General features: G+C 27.9%; 17 protein-coding genes. 5 read left to right on the top strand and 12 right to left on the bottom strand.

From position 1 onward, the window contains the following. Positions 1-592: 592 nt before the first annotated feature. Positions 593-1423 (top strand): LysM peptidoglycan-binding domain-containing protein, encoded by an 831-nt coding sequence (locus AC2A4K_RS05680; protein WP_322503936.1) that lies wholly within the window; start codon positions 593-595, stop codon positions 1421-1423. Between the two features lie 267 nt (positions 1424-1690). On the opposite strand, the gene AC2A4K_RS05675 is transcribed toward AC2A4K_RS05680, so the two are convergent. The 6 genes from AC2A4K_RS05675 to AC2A4K_RS05650 all read right to left on the bottom strand — a co-directional run bounded on the left by AC2A4K_RS05675 (position 1691) and on the right by AC2A4K_RS05650 (position 7053). Beyond that, positions 1691-3115: a sensor histidine kinase gene (locus AC2A4K_RS05675; RefSeq protein WP_322503937.1), complete on the bottom strand. Its 1425-nt coding sequence runs from the start codon at positions 3113-3115 to the stop codon at positions 1691-1693. After that, positions 3099-3488, bottom strand: a complete 390-nt coding sequence (locus AC2A4K_RS05670) for a response regulator transcription factor (RefSeq protein ID WP_488458844.1) — start codon at positions 3486-3488, stop codon at positions 3099-3101. The genes AC2A4K_RS05675 and AC2A4K_RS05670 overlap by 17 nt, the downstream gene beginning before the upstream one ends. Positions 3489-3532: 44 nt before the next feature. Beyond that, a complete protein-coding gene (locus tag AC2A4K_RS05665; RefSeq protein WP_488458843.1) occupies positions 3533-3766 on the bottom strand; it encodes a response regulator in 234 nt (77 codons plus the stop codon). Between the two features lie 627 nt (positions 3767-4393). Continuing rightward, positions 4394-6040: an ABC transporter permease gene (locus AC2A4K_RS05660; RefSeq protein ID WP_322503938.1), complete on the bottom strand. Its 1647-nt coding sequence runs from the start codon at positions 6038-6040 to the stop codon at positions 4394-4396. Next, positions 6037-6786: an ABC transporter ATP-binding protein gene (locus AC2A4K_RS05655; RefSeq protein WP_322504315.1), complete on the bottom strand. Its 750-nt coding sequence runs from the start codon at positions 6784-6786 to the stop codon at positions 6037-6039. Before AC2A4K_RS05655 ends, AC2A4K_RS05660 begins: the two co-directional genes overlap by 4 nt. A 78-nt stretch (positions 6787-6864) precedes the next feature. Further along, positions 6865-7053, bottom strand: coding sequence for a hypothetical protein (locus AC2A4K_RS05650; RefSeq protein WP_322503939.1), 189 nt, complete (start codon positions 7051-7053; stop codon positions 6865-6867). A 663-nt stretch (positions 7054-7716) separates the two neighbouring features. Between AC2A4K_RS05650 and AC2A4K_RS05645 the strand changes: the two genes are divergently transcribed. Together AC2A4K_RS05645 and AC2A4K_RS05640 are read left to right on the top strand one after the other, a co-directional pair. Continuing rightward, entirely contained in the window at positions 7717-8031 is a 315-nt protein-coding gene (locus AC2A4K_RS05645; protein ID WP_322503940.1) for a heavy metal-binding domain-containing protein, read from the top strand. A 21-nt stretch (positions 8032-8052) separates the two neighbouring features. After that, positions 8053-8193, top strand: a complete 141-nt coding sequence (locus tag AC2A4K_RS05640) for a hypothetical protein (protein ID WP_322503941.1) — start codon at positions 8053-8055, stop codon at positions 8191-8193. 176 nt (positions 8194-8369) lie between these two features. Here the strand turns inward: AC2A4K_RS05640 and AC2A4K_RS05635 are convergent, their stop codons facing one another. Next, the gene (locus tag AC2A4K_RS05635; protein ID WP_322503942.1) at positions 8370-12290 is read right to left on the bottom strand and encodes a glycoside hydrolase family 84 protein; all 3921 of its coding nucleotides are present in this window, start codon (positions 12288-12290) and stop codon (positions 8370-8372) included. Between the two features lie 227 nt (positions 12291-12517). Here AC2A4K_RS05635 and AC2A4K_RS05630 point away from each other — a divergent pair, with 227 nt between their 5' ends. After that, positions 12518-13276: a DUF1189 family protein gene (locus AC2A4K_RS05630; RefSeq protein WP_322503943.1), complete on the top strand. Its 759-nt coding sequence runs from the start codon at positions 12518-12520 to the stop codon at positions 13274-13276. A gap of 151 nt (positions 13277-13427) precedes the next feature. Here the strand turns inward: AC2A4K_RS05630 and AC2A4K_RS05625 are convergent, their stop codons facing one another. Next, complete coding sequence (locus AC2A4K_RS05625) at positions 13428-13970, bottom strand: GNAT family N-acetyltransferase (protein WP_322503944.1); 543 nt, start codon at positions 13968-13970, stop codon at positions 13428-13430. 441 nt (positions 13971-14411) lie between these two features. Between AC2A4K_RS05625 and AC2A4K_RS05620 the strand changes: the two genes are divergently transcribed. After that, entirely contained in the window at positions 14412-15077 is a 666-nt protein-coding gene (locus AC2A4K_RS05620; protein ID WP_322503945.1) for a YitT family protein, read from the top strand. A gap of 95 nt (positions 15078-15172) precedes the next feature. Here AC2A4K_RS05620 and AC2A4K_RS05615 read toward each other — a convergent pair whose 3' ends face one another. From AC2A4K_RS05615 to AC2A4K_RS05600, 4 genes are all read right to left on the bottom strand, one after another. Next, a complete protein-coding gene (locus AC2A4K_RS05615; protein ID WP_322503946.1) occupies positions 15173-15616 on the bottom strand; it encodes a GNAT family N-acetyltransferase in 444 nt (147 codons plus the stop codon). 75 nt (positions 15617-15691) lie between these two features. Further along, entirely contained in the window at positions 15692-16186 is a 495-nt protein-coding gene (locus AC2A4K_RS05610; protein ID WP_322503947.1) for a DUF1648 domain-containing protein, read from the bottom strand. 241 nt (positions 16187-16427) lie between these two features. Next, positions 16428-17555, bottom strand: a complete 1128-nt coding sequence (locus AC2A4K_RS05605; protein ID WP_322503948.1) for an aminopeptidase — start codon at positions 17553-17555, stop codon at positions 16428-16430. 579 nt (positions 17556-18134) lie between these two features. Continuing rightward, on the bottom strand, positions 18135-19913 hold the full coding sequence (locus tag AC2A4K_RS05600) for an aminopeptidase P family protein (protein WP_322503949.1): 1779 nt from the start codon (positions 19911-19913) through the stop codon (positions 18135-18137). Between the last annotated feature and the right edge of the window lie 384 nt (positions 19914-20297).

The raw sequence follows: 20297 nt of genomic DNA, 5'->3' as shown, positions 1-20297 counted from the left end.
AAAGACGTTTATAAATTTAAATTTATGATACTAAAGTAAACTTTGAAATTTATATATGAAAGGACTTTATTATGAGTAAAAAATTTAATACAGAGGATTTAGAAAAACTTAATAATCCAGAAAGGTTAAGCTTAATAGATTTAAGATGCTTATAGAGTTTAAGTGAAGGTGAAAGAATTTTTGTTGCTGATTAGAAAGAAGGATTCCTTAAAGAAGTTCTTAATATTTATTTTAGGCTATGATTTAGACTATTGCTGATTTTCAGAGAAAAATAGCCCTCCCTAAACCGACCAGGAAGGCTAAAAAAATAAGTTAATAATTAAATCTATACATATATAAACCAATATCTTAATACGTTTACATTATAATTCTAATTTTATACTAAATCAAGCTTTTTTAAGAAAAATAGTAATTTTTATCCATATCAAATATTTTGTTTTTGAATATAATAATATATTCCCCTTAAATTTATTATTTGTTAAGGAATCTTAAGCCAAATGAAAATTATTTTGCTTAAGATTCTTTTTATTGTATATTTTACAAAAATTGGTCAACAATCCTAGTATAAATTTAAATAGGAGGGCTATTAAAAATGAACAAAAAAAATACCTTGATCCTTGTAGGATCACTAGTATGTGTAGCTTTATTAGGCTACTTTACATATTCAACTTTTTCTATATTAATGAAAGACAAAGCAACTTCTCAGAAGGTTTCAAGCAATAATCCTACTGATTATGATGAGGCTGATGATGTAGATACTTCTTCTGAGAATAAAGATAAAAATCAAGATTCACAAAATGACTTAAGTGAGAGATTGAAAGAAACTGATCCAAAGCAAAAAGAAAATGACTCATATACAAATGAAAAGCAATCTGAGAAAACTTCTAATAATTCAGAGGAAAAATCTACTGAAGAGAAATCAAATAAGAGCAAGACTAATGAAAACAGTGAGAAAACTTCCAATGAAAACTCAAACTCAAAGAAACCTGTAGATAATAATAACAAGGGAACTAAAACTGATGACTCTAAATCTGAAAGCAAGAAAACACTAAGCTACTCTTCTTACTTAAATGATTTAGAAACTGAAAAATATACTCTTAAAGAAAATGAAAGCTTAAGTGACGTTGCTAAAAAGTTTAAGGAAACTTGTACTGTTAATTCTAGTTTAAATATTATAAAATCTCTCAATCAAGTAAGTAATGTTTCTTCACTAGAATCAGGGGATACCTTACTAGTTCCTGTAAATGCTTTTGAGGATGGAAAAAAATACACAGTAAAAGAAGGGGATACTTGGTATAACATAGCAAGAAAATACTATCCTACTTATAATCATGAGGTTGTTATAGATTTTCTTATGAATGTTAATCCATTCCACAACGATATACTTCCATTAGGAGAGGAAGTATTCTTACCTAACATATAAATAATTTAGGTAAATATTACACTTAGCATCTTAAAAAACTTTTTTAAAGTAAACCTCTTTATTAAATAAAATTTTGAATAAAATGAAAAAGGACTTTAGATAAATACCTAATTAACGAAACCTATAACCATTTTTAAAAGACTGATAAATGTCTATTTTCTAAAATGTTTATAAGCCTTATTAATATAAGTATTTTCATAAGTCCTTTTTATTTTTAGACTATATTTTAAACTAGTGTTGATTTTTAAATAGAACTGTAAGACCATCTTATATCTTAAGAAAATCAAGTTTAAATATAAACTCATCATTTTTAATTTCAATGTCATAGTCAATATTACCATGGGTCTCTATTAAAGTTTTAACTATATAAAGCCCTAAGCCACTTCCGACTATTTCTTTATTTCTAGATTCATCTCCTCTATAAAATGCCTTAAATAATAAATCCTTATCTATATCTTCAGCATTTTCTACAAAGTTAATTATATATACAGATCCATTTTCAAATATCTTTATTCTTATATCTCTATTACCCTTTGAATATTTTAAACTGTTGTTTATTAAATTTGAAAAAACCATCTTTATTATATTTTCATCTCCAACTATATGTAGTTTTCCTTCTTCTAATATGTTTATCTTCAACCCTTTTTCATTCTTAAAGTAATCATGACCATAGATAACTTCATACACTAACTCATTTAAATTAAACTTTTTATAGGTTAAAGTTAGGCCCTCTTCATATTTAGCAAGGTTTATTATTTCCTGAACAAGACCTCTAAGTTCTTCCAGGCTTTCTAAGCTTTCTCTTAAATATTTATCTCTATCCTTATATGGACCTATATTATAAATCATACCTTCTATTTGTCCATTTATAACAGTTATAGGAGTTTTAAGTTCATGAGATATAGCCTTTAAGAAATCTCTTCTTCTCTTATCTTGTAGCTTTTCTTTTTCTATATCATTTACTAAGCTTTTATTAGCTTTTTTTAAATCCTTTATTGTTTTCTGTAAATTATAACTTATTGAATTAATACTTCTTGAAAGCTGCGCAATTTCATCATTTCCAGAATAATTAAGAATTGTGCTAAAATCTAAATTGGCAATTTTCTTTGATACCTCATTTATATTGCCTAAAGGCTTACTTATTACCTTTGAATATATGTATTGAGCTAATATTCCTATTCCTAAGGTTATTAAAGCTATTATTGGAAGCATAATTAGCATTATCTTCTGAATTTCATCTTTCATCCTATTAGGTGATATTATCTTTAAAGTACAATACTGATCTATTGATTTAAAATAGAAGTTTTTAATAATTTCAACATCTTCTTGCCTTGGTCTTAAGCTATCAACTGATCTTTTTAAGTGATTCATTCTATACTTCGTAACCATATTGTTATTAGATGCATAAACTACTTCACCATAGGAGTTGGTTATAAACACAAAACTTTCATTTTTATAAGCATATTGGTTTAAAGCACTTGTATAGTCACTTTCTTTTCCACTTTCTAAAATATTTATAATCTCGATTGTTGATTTTTCAATGCTATTTTTCTTGGAAGCTGAATATATTTTAGGAGCCGTAAAAAACAAAACCGTATATGTTATTATAGAGGTTATTAAAATAACAGCTGTAGATATAATAAATAGTTTTTTCTTTACCCCTATGCCGCACCACTTATTCTTTAAGAACATAACCAATTCCTTTAACTGTTCCGATATAGTCATATACGATTTTCTTTCTTATGTTTTTTATATGTGCATCAATAACCCTCATATCTCCATAATAGTCATATCCCCAGACTTCATTCATAAGAACTTCTCTAGAAAGCACTCTTGGATATGAATTCATTAAAAACTTCAATATATTAAATTCCTTTAAAGTCAATTCAATTTCTTCATTATCAACATAAGCCTTGTAGGTACTTAAATCTAGCTTTAACCCTTTAAACTTTATTATGCTATTATTTTCTTCCTCTTCTTCAATTCCACTTCTTCTTAAAACCGCTTCTACTCTTTTTATAAGCACATGAAAAGAAAATGGCTTAGTTATATAGTCATCAGCCATAGCATCAAAAGCCTTAATCTCATCACTGGCTTCACTTAAAGCAGTTAAAAATATATTGGCACCTTATTTTTTTCTCTTATTAAACCACATAGAGAGTATCCATCTAGTTTAGGCATCATGGCATCTAAGATAATTAAATCGAAATTATTATCCTTAAACTTATAGAATCCTTCTATTCCATTAAAAGCATACTCAACATAATATCCTTCACTTTTTAAAAACTCCACCACAAGTTCATTTATTTTCTTATCATCTTCAACTACTAATATTTTTTTCATGATTCCTCCTAAAGTATTTATCACTTAAAATATTCTATTAGAAATTTTAATTCTCATCCTTAAAACTTATTTAATAAATTTTATACTGTCTCATTATAATTTTTAATTTATCCTTTTTCTAATCTACTAATAAATACTTTCGCATACTAAAAACTCACTTTATAATATTATCATTATATTTCTCAAAAACTCATAATTTCACATTGAAAAGCAAATAAACCTCATTATAAATTTTAAATATTACATATCCTTCATTTATATAGATTAAATAGAAAAGATTATATAAATGATAATTATAATTTTAGCAAAATTAACTACAAAAAATTTAGTTTTAGAATTTTGTAACATATAGTTGTTTATTTAAATTCTAGATAATTTAAACAAAAAAATGAGTCGTAATTGTGACTTCAATTTCGACTCATTTATTTAATTCTTATAAATCTGTATTTATATAACTTGCTTTTAAAACAAAGCTCTATACTTCACCTTAGTTCTATTTGTTTCTTAGTATAGTTTATTTCTTAATGCCAATTTACTCCTACATAAAACCAAGTAATTATGAAGATTTATCTGGAAATCAATATCCACTTAAAACTAATCTAAAATTAAATATAATTCAAAATTTTATTATACTTTATAATATTTCCCTCTACTTACTATTGTCCATAGAATCCATATTATTATAAGTTCTAAGGCTATAAAAATATATACTCCATATGAAATCTTATTAATGAAATAATGCATTCCACCTAATATTCCACTTAATATAAAAATTAATATTGTTACTCCTAAATCATCCATTTTTCCACCATCCTTAAAACTTATGGAAAAAGGAAGGTGCTTGTCCATTGCTTTAAGAGCTATTAAGCTTAAAATCACTATTACTAAAAATATAGCTATAATTTGAGGTAAGATTCTTAAAGTGAATATCCATAAAAATATCAAAGATAATAAAATATAAACTGGTAAAACCATCTTATAAAAAACTCCCTTATATGCTCCCTTAAATATTGAAGCCATATCATCTATAGGAACAGCCTTATATATCCATGCTGCCTTAAATTGATCTGAATACTTAATCATAAGTATAACAGGAGCTAAGATGAATATACCAAGATACAACGTAAAAAAACTATTTGAATGAGCCATTCCAGTTTTCCACTCCGTAAAATTTCCATACTTATCAAATGTATTTGCTAGAAATATAAAAGGGAATATTAAAGCCATAGCTAAATTAGGATATGTTCTTAACTTAAAATTCCTCTCACTTTTTATTATATTTACAGTAAAGTTAAAGAAACTCTTCTCAGTATTGCTTCTACAAATTAAATTTCCAATCCTAAAAGAGAATGGAATCTTATCTTTTCCCTTATATGTATTGTTATTTAACTTTTGGATATAATCTTCAAATTTCTTAGCTATTTTAAAATAAATAAGTATTGATACTAATGGTGCTAAAACTGCTAATATGGTAAGCATTATCAATGTATTATTTATTTTCCCACTTTCTACTATTTCAAGTGGAGCTGCAAACCATAAAGAAGGAATTAATCCTTGCCACCATTTAGTGACAGTAAAAGTACTCTCCACTTCTAAAACATTAAAAAGTCTTCCTATAATTTGATACATAACCATTATTCCTACAGTAAGAAATATTTGAACTCCATTTATTATATCTTTAAGTTTTTCTCCATTAAAAAATTTAAGAACTAAATAATAAATAAAAGCTGTTATTAGTACCATAAATAAATTAATAAGTATAATCTCTAAAATAAAAACCACTGTAAATACTATTCCATATCTTAAGGAGACGATTATTCCTGCTCCACCATAGGCTAAACTTATTTTTGTCATATAAATCAAAATGTTAGTAATCTTAGCTGCATTTATTGTTTTAGAGCTCACCCCTGTAATTCCTAACAAATTCTTATCTTTAATATCTAAAAGAACATAGGCAAAATCTGTTATGAAACTACTTCCTATTACAAACATGAAAAATCCAAAATAAAGAGTCATTTGAAGCATTATATTATATTTAAAAACTATAACTAAGGCCATAAAGGCTCCCATTAATGCATACAATCCTAATGCCATACCAAACTTATTCTCTTTTTCTTCATTATATTTATTATTCATAGTAATTGTAGGTGCTCTTCTTTTATCCATAATAAGTTTAGTTTCTAAAATTAATTTCATCATTTCATAGTCAACACCAAGTTTTTCATAAAGGCCTCTAAATCTATCTACTATTTTTAAAGCTCTATCCTTCTTCATAAACTACACCCCTTTATAAGTGCAGTAAATTCTTCTGCTAATTTTTTATGATTATTAAAGCCAGTTAAATCATTAAATATTTCTTCTAAAGACTCTTCATTGCAGTTTTTCTTAAGCTCTTCAAAGCTTCCATCAGCAGCAACTACTCCATTATTTAGAAGAATTATTCTATGACTTATTTTTTCAACCACATCAATTATATGAGATGAATAGAATATGGTTTTACCCTCCTTAACTAGTTCAGATAAAATCTCTTTTATAACCATAACGCTATTTGCATCTAAGCCATTTAAAGGTTCATCTAAAAATAAAATATCTGGATTATGTATAAGACTTGATATTAAAAGAACTTTTTGTCTCATTCCCTTAGAAAAACTTGAAATTCTAGAATTATAAACTCCACCTATGCCTAATATTTTCATAAGTTGTTTACTCTTATATAAAACATCTTTATATTCCATGCCATATAATTGTCCCATAAAAGTTAGATACTCCTTAGCTGTCAAAGTATCATATATATCTGCCATTTCTGGGACATATCCAATTCTCTTTTTATAGCTTCCATCATTTTTTAGAATATTCTCTCCAAAAATCTCAACAGTACCTGTATACCCACTTAAAAGACCTAACATTATTTTAACCGTAGTACTTTTTCCTGCCCCATTAGTTCCAATGTAACCTATTATTTCACCTTTATGTATATCTAAATTTATTCCTTTTAAAACCTCTTTTGAACCAAAGTTCATTTTTAAATCTCTTATTTTTATAATAAGCTCATTATTTTTCTCAATACCTACCAAAGTTTTATCCCCCGTTTTATTAAATTATTTTTCTTCTAGCTCTTTCATATATCTAGCTAGTTTTTCAGAAGTTTCTTTTAAGCTTTCTTCCCTTTTATTCTCATTTTCTTGTTCTTGTAACTTTCTCATTTCATCAGCAAAACCTTTAGATCCTTCCCTAATCATTTCATTTCTAGCCTCTTTATTGCTTGTGTAAGCATCAATATTTTTCATATTTCTATCCTCTTTCTTAGTTTATTTAATGTAAAAATCCTCAACTTAATTATTAATTACATATGAATAATTTCTATGTCAAAAGATTCAATTTTCTCTAAAAAAATTAATTTAATCTGTTCTTAAAAATGTTAATTCCTATGAAATCCTATTATTTTTCTAAAGAATTTTTTTACATTATAGCATTATTTTACACCAGCAACTCTGTTCATACAATATTAACATTATATCAACTTACTAAATTATATATTCTTTTATTTTCAATAAATTAAATTCCTCTAAACTTCTCTTAATTTTAGCTAATCACTTAGAAGATTTACTACTTAATTAAATTCAAAAATTTATAATCTATTTTAAAGTAGTATCAATTTTTTTAGCCTGGTCTGAAAATCTAGCCAAAAATCAATATTCAACTAAAACATAGCCAAAATTTATATTCAACCTTTCAAACCTTAATCCCGACTAAATATTTTATCATATCTTTTAATAAGTTTTTTAATACTATATATTGAATTATTTTTTAACTCATGATATCATTTATTTAACAACTTAGTTAGTTTGATTTTTTCAACCTATCTATTATCTTACTAGCTAAGTTTCTATTCAGGATAAAATTAAATTTAAAACATAAAATATATAAAATACTTTCAGGAGGTATCTATTATGCTAATATTAACAACTGAAACAATTCCAGGTAAAGGAATAAAAGAAGTTAAAGGACTTGTTAAAGGAAGTACTGTGAGATGTAAGAACATTGGTAGAGATATAACTTCAAGCTTTAAAAATTTAGTTGGTGGAGAAATGACTTCATATACTGAAATGCTTACAGAAGCTAGACAAATCGCTATTGGAAGAATGGTAGATGAAGCTGAAGCTTTAGGTGCAAATGCAATTATCGGAATGAGACTTGTTTCTTCCTCTCTTGCTGCTGGAGCTGCTGAAATGGTTGCTTATGGTACAGCTGTTGTTTATGAATAGAAATAGGTAGGAAGTGTTTTTATGATTATAGTAGGATTAGTTGCCTTGTTTTATGGAACTATGATTCTCGGCTCTATAATTTTAGTTATTTGGGCAATAAGTAGCAGGATTAAAGAAAAAAAACGTGAAAAAGTTGATCACGAAAAATATAAAAAGTATTAATTTTTAATTTAATATATAAAAGTAATAACAATTTTTCTATTTATTTAAATTCTTTTCCTATTTAATAAAGGCAGTAAGTTAATTAACTTACTGCCTTTATTTTATCTATTAACTTTACTAAAATTCAACTTAGAGATCAGAAAATATTCTCTGTATCAAGTTTTACTTTTTATTGATTACTTTTTCTTTTTAACGGTTAATCCCCCAAGTGTAGCTAAAGCTGCTCCTGCTAACATTAACTCACCTGCTCCAATAGGCAATCCAGTGTTTGGAAGATTTTCATCTCCACCTGAATCCTCTCCACCTTCATTATCTCCTTTGTCTTCATCATCGCTTTCATCATCTGAGTCTTCTTTATCTTCATTATCCTCAGAATCATTTTCTTCATCACCTGGTTTATTTGAATCATCATTATCCTCTTCTTTATCTGACTCTGAATCAATAAACTTATTTATTTTATTTGTTAAATCTTCATATGCCCTTACAATTTCATCATCTGAAACATTATTATTTAATAACTCTTCAATATTTTTTAAGGCTTCTTCTAATTGAGTTCTTTCTTCATTTTCTTTATCTTTATTCTCAATTAAAACATTTTTCCCACGTTGAATTTCTTTTTTAATATCTTCAATTATAGACTCTAAAGACACAAATGTAGGTTTAACCTCAAATATTTCTACCTTTCCAGCCTCTTTCTCCCATAATAACTTTACAGATACTAACTGTCTTGGATTCTTAAGAACAAGCTCATTTAAGCCCTTATCTAATACTCCAAGCTCTAAAGTTTCTCCATTTACAGTCTTTCCAATAACCTTAGCACCTGATAAATTATCTGTACTTTGAGCCACTGTAATCTTTGAAATCAATCTCTCATCAAAGATTCTACGAAGAAGATAGTCTCCACTCTTAATTTCCCCTTCCGGTATATAAGCAGTATTTAAATTATTATCTCTTATATTTTCACTTCTGTCTGTATATGTGCCTTCTGAAGTAGCCTTAGTCTCAAACTCTTCTACAGTTGTATTTACTGTAAATTCTCTGACTCTTGACCAACGATCTTTGTATCCACTTGAAAGAACTCTAACATATTTAGCTTTTACATCTAAATCCTTTATTAAAGTATCCGTTCCTTCTACAATTCCTACCTTAATCCAATTTTCTCCATCTAAAGAATATTCAATATCTCCATCTATATAGTCTCCACCTGGTCCTTGAACTAGGCTTATATCCCTAATTCTCTTTTCTGTTCCAAGGTCTAATTGTACAAAATCATCTTTTTTAATGGTATCTGAACATACAAAAGATGTTCCATAATCATTATCCACAACAAAATCAGGATGTATATTTAAATTTGAGCTTATTCTTCTATTTGTTGTTACTACCCCCTTAGAATATCCTTCTAATAAAACCTTAATCTTATCAATATTAGCTTCAGTTTTCTCCTTGGCTTTTATTCTAAAGAACTTACCTACTACAGGAACTTCATTTTTAAAGCTAATACCTTGACTAACTTCTTCCCACTCTATATTATCAAAGGAACTTTCTAATACAAATTTATCACTTTCTATATCTCCTAAAACTTCAAAGCCAATTACACTCTTAACATCATTTATAGCAATTCCTATTGAATCCCCCTCTTCAAAAGAGACCTTATTTATATTGCTCATAGATATACTTTGATTTTCTCCCTCTGAAGTCTTATTTATCTTTAAATCTTTAACTTCCACATTTCCAATTAATTTTTCCTTACTCTTTCCAGTGTTAACTTTGAAATCTCTAACATATAATCTATTTTCAGAATCTGAAGGAACTCTATATCTTATGAATCTAGCCTTTATTCCAGTTTCAACCAATAATTCTTTATCTCCCTTATTAACTTCTAACTCTGTCCAGCTTTCTCCATCTACTGAATACTCTATTACTCCATCAGTTATAACATCTATATCATCATTATTTCTTCCCATAAGAAGATATATATCTTTAATTTCTTCAACTTGCCCTAAATCAAATCCTATAAACTCATCCTTTTTTACTGGAGCTGCAGACCAAAAGCCCGTATTGTCTTTATTGTCAAACATGTAATTTGGAACATGTGTTTCTTCTGATATAAACCACTCTGAATATTTATGATCAGCTATATTTCCAATTGATGTATAAGAATATTCCTTATTCTCTAATACAGTAGTCTCATTATTAAAATATTCATTTCCAACTTCATGAACCTTTCTTACAAATGGATCAACTACATTATTAGCAATTGTAGCTTTTATTCCATCTAAGTTTCTAAGGAGTTTTATTCCATCATACTTATCATTCCAAAACTCTGACATATCCGCATTTAATATATCTTCTAAAATCTCTATAGATTTAAGCCCAGATTTTCCATAAATCTCAAACTTTGATAAATGTGAATCTAATTGATTTAATAAAGTTTTATTTTCAAAATTAGCTCTTAATTTACTTGGTACCTGAACCATTTTAGAAAATTCATCTTCTAAACTATTTAATTCCTTACTAATATCAGAACCAACTTCCCACTTTTCCCATAAATTATCTATGGTATTTTGAAGTTCTGGTGAATCTGGTCTTCCTGTATCTAATCTAGTTGAATGGTTAGCAAAAATCTTAAATTCTTCTTTCATTTCACCTGCAATAATTTCAATAGCCTTGTCCCAAGATTCTTCTGCCTCATATGCCACTGTGTTCCATCCATAATCAGCTCCTGTTAGCGTTGAAATCTTTGATGCTTCAGAAAATCTCATAGGGTTAACTATGAATCCTGAAACCTCCTCATCCAATTCCTTATCTAAAGCATATATTGGTCCTAAAGCCATCTTATCTTCTTTATAATCATTAACAGGATAGTTCCACCATAACATCATTTTTCTATCATAGACATTTGAAACCTTCTTAGCATCCTCTAGACTAACCCCATTTGGAGGAATAACATCATTTCCTGTCCACATTACTTCAATATCTTTATCCAAAGTTTCAGCAAATTCTTTAGTATATGTTTTAACCTCTTCTCCGTTAAACATTGAACTTCCCCAATATTCTACCGGAACAGTTATTAAAGGTTTAACTCCCTCTTTAATCCTTATAAACTCCTCATTAAATCTATTTAAAACTTCTGCTTGTTGAACTCCATTATGATCCTCTATATCATCCCAAAGAATTGCAAAACTTCTAACTCCCATATTATATAAAGTTTCTGCTTTATTTATTAAAGCCTTAAAATCAGCTTCTCCCTCTTCTCCCTCAAACTTTATATCTAAACCTGGTGATATTGCAAAAACAAAATCAACCTTATTTTCATTAGCTGTTTCTATAAGCTCTTTCATTCTATCTAATTCAGAAGATGGATAAGGTTCTCTCCACTTTTCCCTATGATATGGATCTGACTTTGGAGCATATATATAAGCATTCATTTTATATTCGCCATACATTTTAATTTGATCCAATCTTTCTTCCTGAGTCCACGGTGTTCCATAGAAACCTTCAACAACAGCTCTCATTTTAAAAGTTGGCTCATCTTTTATAATAACTTCATTTAAAGTAATCTTATTATCTTCCTTTTCAATTAACTGTTTCAAACTTTTTACTCCATAAAAAGTTCCTGTTTCATCATTTCCTCTTATAACTATTCTATTTCCCTCTGTATTTTCATCAGCTACTAGTACATATCCATCATCTTTACTTATTGAAGATGTATCTACATTCATTTCTTCTAATGTATTTTCCATTTCCTCAATATTATCATCAACTTCTCCTATATAGATAGTTGTAGCACCTTCAACTTCTGACTCATTAATTTTTATTCCAAATTCAGTCAATATATTTTTTAAAAGTTCAAAGGCATATGTGTCTGCTAAATCTCCTCCTATTATATTAACTGAATTTTCCAAAACAAATTCACTATCTCCTAAAGACATCTCCTTAGGAGTCGGATATATACTTATATCTCTAGTAATATCATTCTTTTTCATTTCATTTTCTAGCCCTTCATCAGCCCTTACTGATACACTTATACCCAAGTTTAAGGCCATAACAGATGCCAAACACATTGTTAATTTTCTTCTAAAATCCTTTTTTATCATAAAATCCCCCAATATTCCCTTAATATTTAATCTAACTGTATTAAACGAAGTCAAAACCTTTTTTATTCTTTTAATACTTTATTTTACATTTAATACATTTTTATGATAACATGCGACACACTCTTTTGAAACCGTTTTTAAATTAATTAAACAAATGTTAATATAAACAATAATTAATAAATTTCTCTTTAATGAACAAACTAATAAAAAATAGAAAGGGTGATTTTATGAACGTATTTAAAAGGTTTTATGTAAGTTTATTTAATCCTAAGGAATACAAAGAATTTCTTAAAACCTCAGGAATCAGCACATTCTTTTACTTATTAGTATTATCTATTTTATTAGGTCTATTAGCTTTCAGCAGAAATTATACAAGTTTAAATACCTATTTTATTTCTAGAAAAACTTCCTTAGAGCAAAAAATACCACCTTTTGAAATTAAAGATGGAATTTTAGATTTAAAAGGCTCTAGTTTCGTGGTTTTTCCAGATGAAAGCTGGACCTTCGTACTAAATGATAAAGAACCCGCAGCTAACCTACTAAATGATTATAAGTCTGGAATTGCCTTTGGTAGTGATTCTTTATTAGTTAAATATGACAATAATAAGATTACTGAAGCTAATTATTCTAATATGAATCTTTCTTTAACTGACCAGCAATTAAAGGATTACTTAAACAGCATAGATAGAACATTAGGAAATACTTATTTAACTTCAATGGTAATACTTTTTGTTATTTTCTCATTTATAGCAGCCTTTATCTTAGCCATAATAGCTAAAATAATTTCTAGTATTAAAAATGACTCCTTAAAATTTGGTGGAGCAATGAAAATGAGCATGTATGGAATAACGCCTTGCTTACTAATTCTAGCACTTTTAAATTTAGTTAATATAAATATGCTTTTTAGTCTTCCATTAAGTTTTCTAGTTTCCATAATTTATGTTTACTTTGGAATTACCTACTTAAATGAATATCCAACCAAATAGATTTAATGTGTTATCTTTTCTTTTAAATTAGCTATTTTTATGATAAAACAAATAAAACTTCCTATATTGCTTTTACTATTGCTATATAGGAAGTTTTTTAATTAAACGAAAGTTTATCTATGTCTTGTGCAAAAATCAATATGACTAACTTTTATTGATTATTATCTCCTAAAAATTCATTTGCATATCTAACAACACCACTTACATTTTTTAATGCTTCTTCATTTAATTCTATTGCCATAAAATTCTCTTCTGGAACTTCAAAAGGTGAATTTATTCCCCATGTTCCAGCCTTTTTAAATCCAAACCTAGGATAATACTTATCATGACCTAAAACTATTATAGAATTATATCCAAGTTCCTTTGCCATTTTCATTCCTTCTCTTATAAGCTCACTTCCAATTCCTACACCTTGATACTTAGGTAAAACTGAAACTGGAGCTAAAGCTAAAGTCTCATATTTATTACTTTCATTTTCTATATTAGCCTTAGTTAATAATATGTGACCAACTATTTCTCCCTCTTTTTCGGCAACTAAAGATAACCCTTCAATGAAGTTTTCTCCATTTCTAAGCTTACTAACTAAAACATGTTCCATGTGATCACTATATTCTGCATTCTTAAAAGCTTCCTCAACTAAAAGCTCTACTGTCTTATGATCTTGTTCTAATTCTTTTCTTATGATTACTTGCATAAATCTAACTTCCCTTCTTAAATATAATAAATTTGTTTTCTAAAAAAATACTATTTACTATTCATATTATATTATCTCAAATATTGCTAAAATTATATATATTAATTGCTTGTTAACTACTTATTAACTTCTTATTTCATTCTTATTAATAAAAATTTTCTATTCATTTTGCAAAAGCTTGCAAAAATGAAGACCTCAGAGGAAAACAGATGACCACAGAGTCTATTTAGTGCCATTACAGAATTAACCCTTTAATCCTTACTACTCCCAATTTACCTAAGTTGCCCTTAATTATTACTAAGATTATAATTAAACTATAAGATAATTTACTATAAAATATAATTTAAAATTCTATAATTTTTTTGCTTAATAGTAGACTTGATTTATGTCTGCTATTTTCTTTGTAAATTAACTTATGAAGAAATTTAGGAGAGTGATATTTTGGAATCGAAAAAGAAGATCTTGAAAAGTGCCCTACTTATTGCACTTGGTTCAAGTATCTTAGCCTTTGGTAGTTATAACTTTAACTATCAAAACAATGTAACGGAAGGTGGAGTTTTAGGTCTATTACTTTTAGTAAAGAATGTCTTTGACGTATCTCCTTCTGTAACAAATTTAATTATAGACCTTTCATTATTTACATTGGGTGCTAAATTCTTTGGTAAAAAGTTCTTAGCCTGCTCAATATTCGCAACATTTTGCTTCTCAGTATCATATAAGTTTTGGGAAAGCATTGGATTTTTAACACCTGATTTTACTAATAACATGCTAATTGCTAGTATTTTAGCAGGTATTGGTGTTGGTGTTGGTGCAGGAATCGTCCTTCGTGGCGGTGGTGCCTCTGGTGGAGACGACGTAATAGCCTTATTGGGTAACAAATTTACACCTCTTAAGGTACAACATGTTTACATGTTAACAGATGCCATTGTTTTAATCTTATCATTAGTTTACCTAGACTTTAAACAAGTATTTTTCTCAATAATAGCAGTATGCATTAGTGGTAAATTAATAAGTGTTATATATGAATACAAAAACGATGGTATTGATACTAAAGATGAAACTAAGGAAGAGGAAGCTTTGGAGAACGGTGCTTCTCTTACGACTTAATAATTTAATAGATTTTAGATAAATAATTATAGATAAAAGAGCTTTAGAGGATTATCCTTTAAAGCTCTTTTATTTATAAAAATATTTAATTCATGCTATTTAAGTTCTTTTCTCATCATTATTAATTCCTTTGGAACTTCATACCCTCTTTTATTGTAAAAGGTCTCTGCAGTACTTCCTTTCATAGTCCAAAAATGAATTAATCCTACTTCCGTATCAATCAATCTATTCTCTAAAGCATTTAAAAGTTTCTTTCCAGTTCCTTTACCCTGCGAACTAGAATCAACAAAGAACTCCTTCACACAAAAATGTTCTCCATCATACCATTGCTCTAAAACCCCTAAAATAACACCCTCTATTTTTTCATCATTTTTCAAAATAGCTCCTCTAAATCCTGGTGTTAAAGTTACGTCTTTTAATCGCTTCTTAGCACTTTCAAAATTCCAAGGTTCATTCCAAGGTTCTTCACTAAAAGTTTTAACAAAAAGCTCAGCGCACTCATTTAAATCTTCTTCTTTAAATTCATATATATTGCTCATATCTCTTAAACTCCTATCAATTTTGATGCAAATTATAATATTATACTTAATTAAAAAATTAAAATTATCCAAAAATTATTTATTCTTTACTGACTTATAAATATAAAAAGCAAGTGTTCCAAATATAATAACTAAAACTATTGGTAAAAACCAAAGTGATAAATTATCTGTTTCACTAAAAATTGAAGTAGCTTGTTTTAACTGAATATAAGTAAAAGTTAACACAAGTTCAATATTAAGCACCCTAATTAAGGTTGATGCCATATTATATTGCCTTTCCTTATTTTCCTCTGTTATCCTTATTGCATAATTATATACTTCAGGATATCCTGCTAAAACATATAACCCTATATAAAGTATGACTACTATTGGCAATAAAAAAAACAACATATTTTTAGAGCCATATGCATCTATTTCTCCTTGGAAATTATAATGAGTTGGTATAATATTCGGTGCATTTCTCCATTCTATAAAAGTAATTATACATAAAGATATTGTTAATAGAACACCTATAATATCTAATGCCTTATTAATATTTTTATATTTTCCACTGCATCTCCATTTAGCCATATAATCTCACTTCCAAACTACATCTCTTACTATAATATATAAAAACCTTCTATTAAATTGCTTTTTTCTCTAATATTAATATATTTCTTCTCATCAGTACTTTTCTTTAAACTAATTATACACCTGGAAATATTGGAAAACCATAAAAATTCAAACTTATCTTTATACCCTAAAAATTAAAAGAGGATGATTTTACTCATCCTCTAATTCAGCTTTATTTTAAGTTACTTTCCTCTTTATATTAAAGATTATATTTTTCTAATATCTCTTTTTTAAACTCTCCATTTTCATAGAAAAGTTCTCCATCTGCATATATTCTTCCGCCATTTCTCATGTTACAAAGCATATCCCAATGAAGTGATGATCTATTTTTTCCACCAGCCTCTGGCATAGAATCTCCTATAGCCATATGAACTGTTCCACCTATTTTTTCATCAAATAACATGTTTCTAGTAAATTTCTTAATTCCATAGTTTGTTCCTATGGCAACTTCTCCAAAGTGACTTGCACCTTCATCAGTTTCTAATAAAGCCTTTAACAAATCTTCTCCTTTTTTAGCTTTATATGAAACAACCTTACCATCTTTAACTTCAAGTTCTATTCCCTCAATTTCTTTTCCCGCGTAAATGCCAGGGAATGAGAAAGTTATATGTCCATTTATTTTATTTTCAACTGGTGATGTGAATATTTCTCCATCTGGGAAGTTTTCTTTCCCATCACAGTTTATCCATTTTCTTCCCCCTACTGAAACCTTAATATCAGTTCCCTCTGCCAATATATGAAGTTCTTTTTTAGTATCTAGATACTTAACCCATCTTTCTTGCTCAGCACTTACTCTATTCCATTCTGCTACAGGATCTTCATAATCTAAAAGCCCCGCTCCATAAACAAAGTCTTCATATTCACTAAAACTCATAGAAGCTTCTTGTGCATCCGCATATGTAGGAAATTGAGTTCCACACCATCTTAAAGAACCATCTCCCATTCTTCCTGAATAGAATTTTCTCCATCCTTTTTCTCCAACTCTACTATCCTTTATTTTTTCTGAATCTATATTGCTAAAAGCTCTAGTATTTCTAGCTCCCCAAGCACTTAGCCAAACGTCAGCTCTCTCAAGCATAGTTTCCATAATTAAATTTCCTTCTATTAATTGCTCCTTTGAAGCAAATTTAAGCCTAGCTTCCTTAGCCTCTTCTGATTCTAAAATGTACTCAACATGAGCTCCTGCCTTAGTAGCTTCCTTCACTACTTCAGTAAGCCAAGGATTTGCAACCTCATTACAAGATACAAAAACAAAGTCTCCTTCCTTAACCCCTGTTGAATAATTTACAAGCAATTTAGCTAGCTTATTTAATCTTTGATCTGCCATAACTCTCATCCTTTCCCGATATATTAATTTATATATTATAAGTTGTCCTTATTTTTACTATGTTTTTCAATATTCACTTATAAGATTTTTAATAAATATTTTCTTCTTTATTTTATCTAATTATATTTTAACCCTTTTAACTTTTCATTTGCCTTAATAATATTCCCACACATAATACACATAGGAATTATAAAATATAAAAATGCTTTAACTCCTATTTGTGAGACTGCAAAAAGTGATATAAATATTGTTATAGTCATAAGTCAAATATTAGCTCTTACGGAATGATTACACTTTCTTAATTTATTAACAATAAAAATTCATCTTTTTTCTAAATCAATTATATTAATAAAAAATATGCACTAATTAAGCTGCCGTACTTCATTCACTTTTGTATTAATTATACACCTGTAAATTTTGGAAAACCATATTATTTATCAAATCTTTTCCATATTAAATATAAAAAAAAGAAAGTGAATATATTTTCACTTTCTCTTTTTAAACTCTATTACAAATTAACTTCCTACTCCCATAATCATTAAATACACTGGAACGTTAATTTTGTCCTATTATAATTTCCTATAGTATTTCTCTAGTTTCCTTCTTTAAGAATTCTTTTTCTTCACTATTTAAGTAAGATGCTAATGATTCATAAACCCTCTTATGGTAATCATTTAACCAAACCTTTTCTTCATTGTTTAATAGATCAACATTTATTCCTTCTAAATCTATTGGACAAAGTGAAATAGTATCGAATTTATAAAACTCTCCAAACTCTTCTGAATAAGTATCCTTAACAACTACCATTGTATTTTCTGTTCTTATTCCATACTTTCCTTCTCTATAAACTCCTGGTTCATTAGTTAAAATCATTCCAGGCTCTAAAGCTACTTTATTAGGTACTGGGCTTATACTTTGTGGTCCTTCATGAACATTTAGAAAGAATCCTACGCCATGTCCTGTTCCACACTTATAATCAATTCCTTCATTCCATAAAGGTTCTCTAGCTTTTATATCAAGTGCTGACCCAGTAGTCCCTTTTAGGAATTTAGCTCTCATAAGTCCTATATGTCCTTTTAAAACTAGAGTATAATCTTTCTTTTCTTCCTCTGTTAACGGCCCTAAGACAAAAGTTCTTGTTATATCTGTAGTTCCATCTAAGTATTGTCCACCTGAATCTATTAAAAAGAATCCTCTTGGTTCTAAAGTATAATCACTTTCTGGTGTTGCTGAATAATGCATCATAGCACCATGTTCCTTATGACCTGCTATAGTTCCAAAGCTAATTCCTTTAAACAATTCTCCTAAACTTCTAAACTCTTCTAATTTATCTGAAGCTGATATTTCACTTATCTCTATTTTACCAATATTATCTTTAAGCCATTTCATAAATCTAACCATGGCTACTCCATCTCTAACTTGACATGTCTTTAAGTTATCCAATTCAGTTTCATTCTTTACAGCCTTAAATCTAGTTGTTATATTACTAACTTCAACTATGTCATTTTTATCTTTAATACATTCGTATAAATAAGCACTTATTTTATTTGGATCAAGTAGAGTCTTTCCTTTTAACTCCCTAATATCATCTCCAATTTCATCATACCCTTTTAAAGTTATTCCTTCAGTTAAGAGTTCTGCTTCCATTTCAAAAGTAAACTTTGACTTGTCTACATAAATATAAGCCTCATCTTCTTTAACTATTGCATAACTTAAGACTACTGGATTACACTTAACATCATTTCCTCTAATATTATAAAGCCAAGCAATATCATCTAAAGAAGCTATAATGTAATTTTTAGCTTCCAATTTCTTCATTTCCCCTCTAATTTCTACTAATTTTTCTTTAGCACTTTTTCCACAATACTTAACCTCATGTAAAAATGCCTTTTCTTTAGGAAGACTTGGTCTATCTTCCCAAACTTCATTTAATAAATCTTCATCTATTTTTATTTTAACCTTATTTTCTTCTTCTAACTTTTTAAACTCTTTATAATCTCCTAATGAGAATACCTTACCATCAAAGGCTATGCATTCTCCCTCTTTTGAGTTTTCTTTAAGCCATTCTACTAAAGTTGGCCATCCTGGAATTCTCATTTTAAACATTTCAATTCTAGAACCTTTTAACTCATCTAAAGCTTGTATAAAATATCTACCATCAGTCCATAAAACAGCTTTATCTAACCCCACTAATAATGTTCCTGCTGACCCAGTAAAGCCTGACATATATGCTCTGCCCCTATAGTACTCACACACATACTCACTTTGGTGAGCATCTCCACTTGGAATTATATAATAATCAATTCCTTTTTCTTTCATAACTTTTCTTAAAGCTTCTAATCTTTCAGTCACTTTCATACTTCTAGCCCCCGTATTTATAAAAATTTTATACTTTTTAAGCATCTTATAAAAATATAAGTAAAACTTTAAAAATCACTCCTAAAAAATATTTTTAGGCTTTCAATAATAATAACACAAAAACAATCTCCTAAAAATACCAATTTTTCAATTAATATATTATACTTTATTTTATGTTTTTCTTTTGTCTTAACTATCATTTACGAGTATATTATTTAAGATAAAATTTCTTATATTTTAATAAAAACAAAAAAACACCTTAAAATATTATTTTTAATCTAATATTGACACCATTTATTTCCCATTATATATATTTAATGTCAAAATCACACAAAATATTTCCTAAAATAACAATATTAATGAAAATTATGTAAATATATCTTT

It is taken from the genome of Clostridium sp. LIBA-8841 (genome assembly GCF_057782475.1).
The sequence above is the reverse complement of the archived record's forward strand: the minus strand, read 5'-3'. Positions and strand labels throughout refer to the sequence as shown.

Coding starts and splice junctions, on each gene's coding strand:
- AC2A4K_RS05680 (WP_322503936.1), top strand. CDS start 593: ATGAACAAAAAAAATACCTTGATCCTTGTAGGATCACTAGTATGTGTA.
- AC2A4K_RS05675 (WP_322503937.1), bottom strand. CDS start 3,115: ATGTTCTTAAAGAATAAGTGGTGCGGCATAGGGGTAAAGAAAAAACTA.
- AC2A4K_RS05670 (WP_488458844.1), bottom strand. CDS start 3,488: ATGGCTGATGACTATATAACTAAGCCATTTTCTTTTCATGTGCTTATA.
- AC2A4K_RS05665 (WP_488458843.1), bottom strand. CDS start 3,766: ATGAAAAAAATATTAGTAGTTGAAGATGATAAGAAAATAAATGAACTT.
- AC2A4K_RS05660 (WP_322503938.1), bottom strand. CDS start 6,040: ATGAAGAAGGATAGAGCTTTAAAAATAGTAGATAGATTTAGAGGCCTT.
- AC2A4K_RS05655 (WP_322504315.1), bottom strand. CDS start 6,786: ATGAACTTTGGTTCAAAAGAGGTTTTAAAAGGAATAAATTTAGATATA.
- AC2A4K_RS05650 (WP_322503939.1), bottom strand. CDS start 7,053: ATGAAAAATATTGATGCTTACACAAGCAATAAAGAGGCTAGAAATGAA.
- AC2A4K_RS05645 (WP_322503940.1), top strand. CDS start 7,717: ATGCTAATATTAACAACTGAAACAATTCCAGGTAAAGGAATAAAAGAA.
- AC2A4K_RS05640 (WP_322503941.1), top strand. CDS start 8,053: ATGATTATAGTAGGATTAGTTGCCTTGTTTTATGGAACTATGATTCTC.
- AC2A4K_RS05635 (WP_322503942.1), bottom strand. CDS start 12,290: ATGATAAAAAAGGATTTTAGAAGAAAATTAACAATGTGTTTGGCATCT.
- AC2A4K_RS05630 (WP_322503943.1), top strand. CDS start 12,518: ATGAACGTATTTAAAAGGTTTTATGTAAGTTTATTTAATCCTAAGGAA.
- AC2A4K_RS05625 (WP_322503944.1), bottom strand. CDS start 13,970: ATGCAAGTAATCATAAGAAAAGAATTAGAACAAGATCATAAGACAGTA.
- AC2A4K_RS05615 (WP_322503946.1), bottom strand. CDS start 15,616: ATGAGCAATATATATGAATTTAAAGAAGAAGATTTAAATGAGTGCGCT.
- AC2A4K_RS05610 (WP_322503947.1), bottom strand. CDS start 16,186: ATGGCTAAATGGAGATGCAGTGGAAAATATAAAAATATTAATAAGGCA.
- AC2A4K_RS05605 (WP_322503948.1), bottom strand. CDS start 17,555: ATGGCAGATCAAAGATTAAATAAGCTAGCTAAATTGCTTGTAAATTAT.
- AC2A4K_RS05600 (WP_322503949.1), bottom strand. CDS start 19,913: ATGAAAGTGACTGAAAGATTAGAAGCTTTAAGAAAAGTTATGAAAGAA.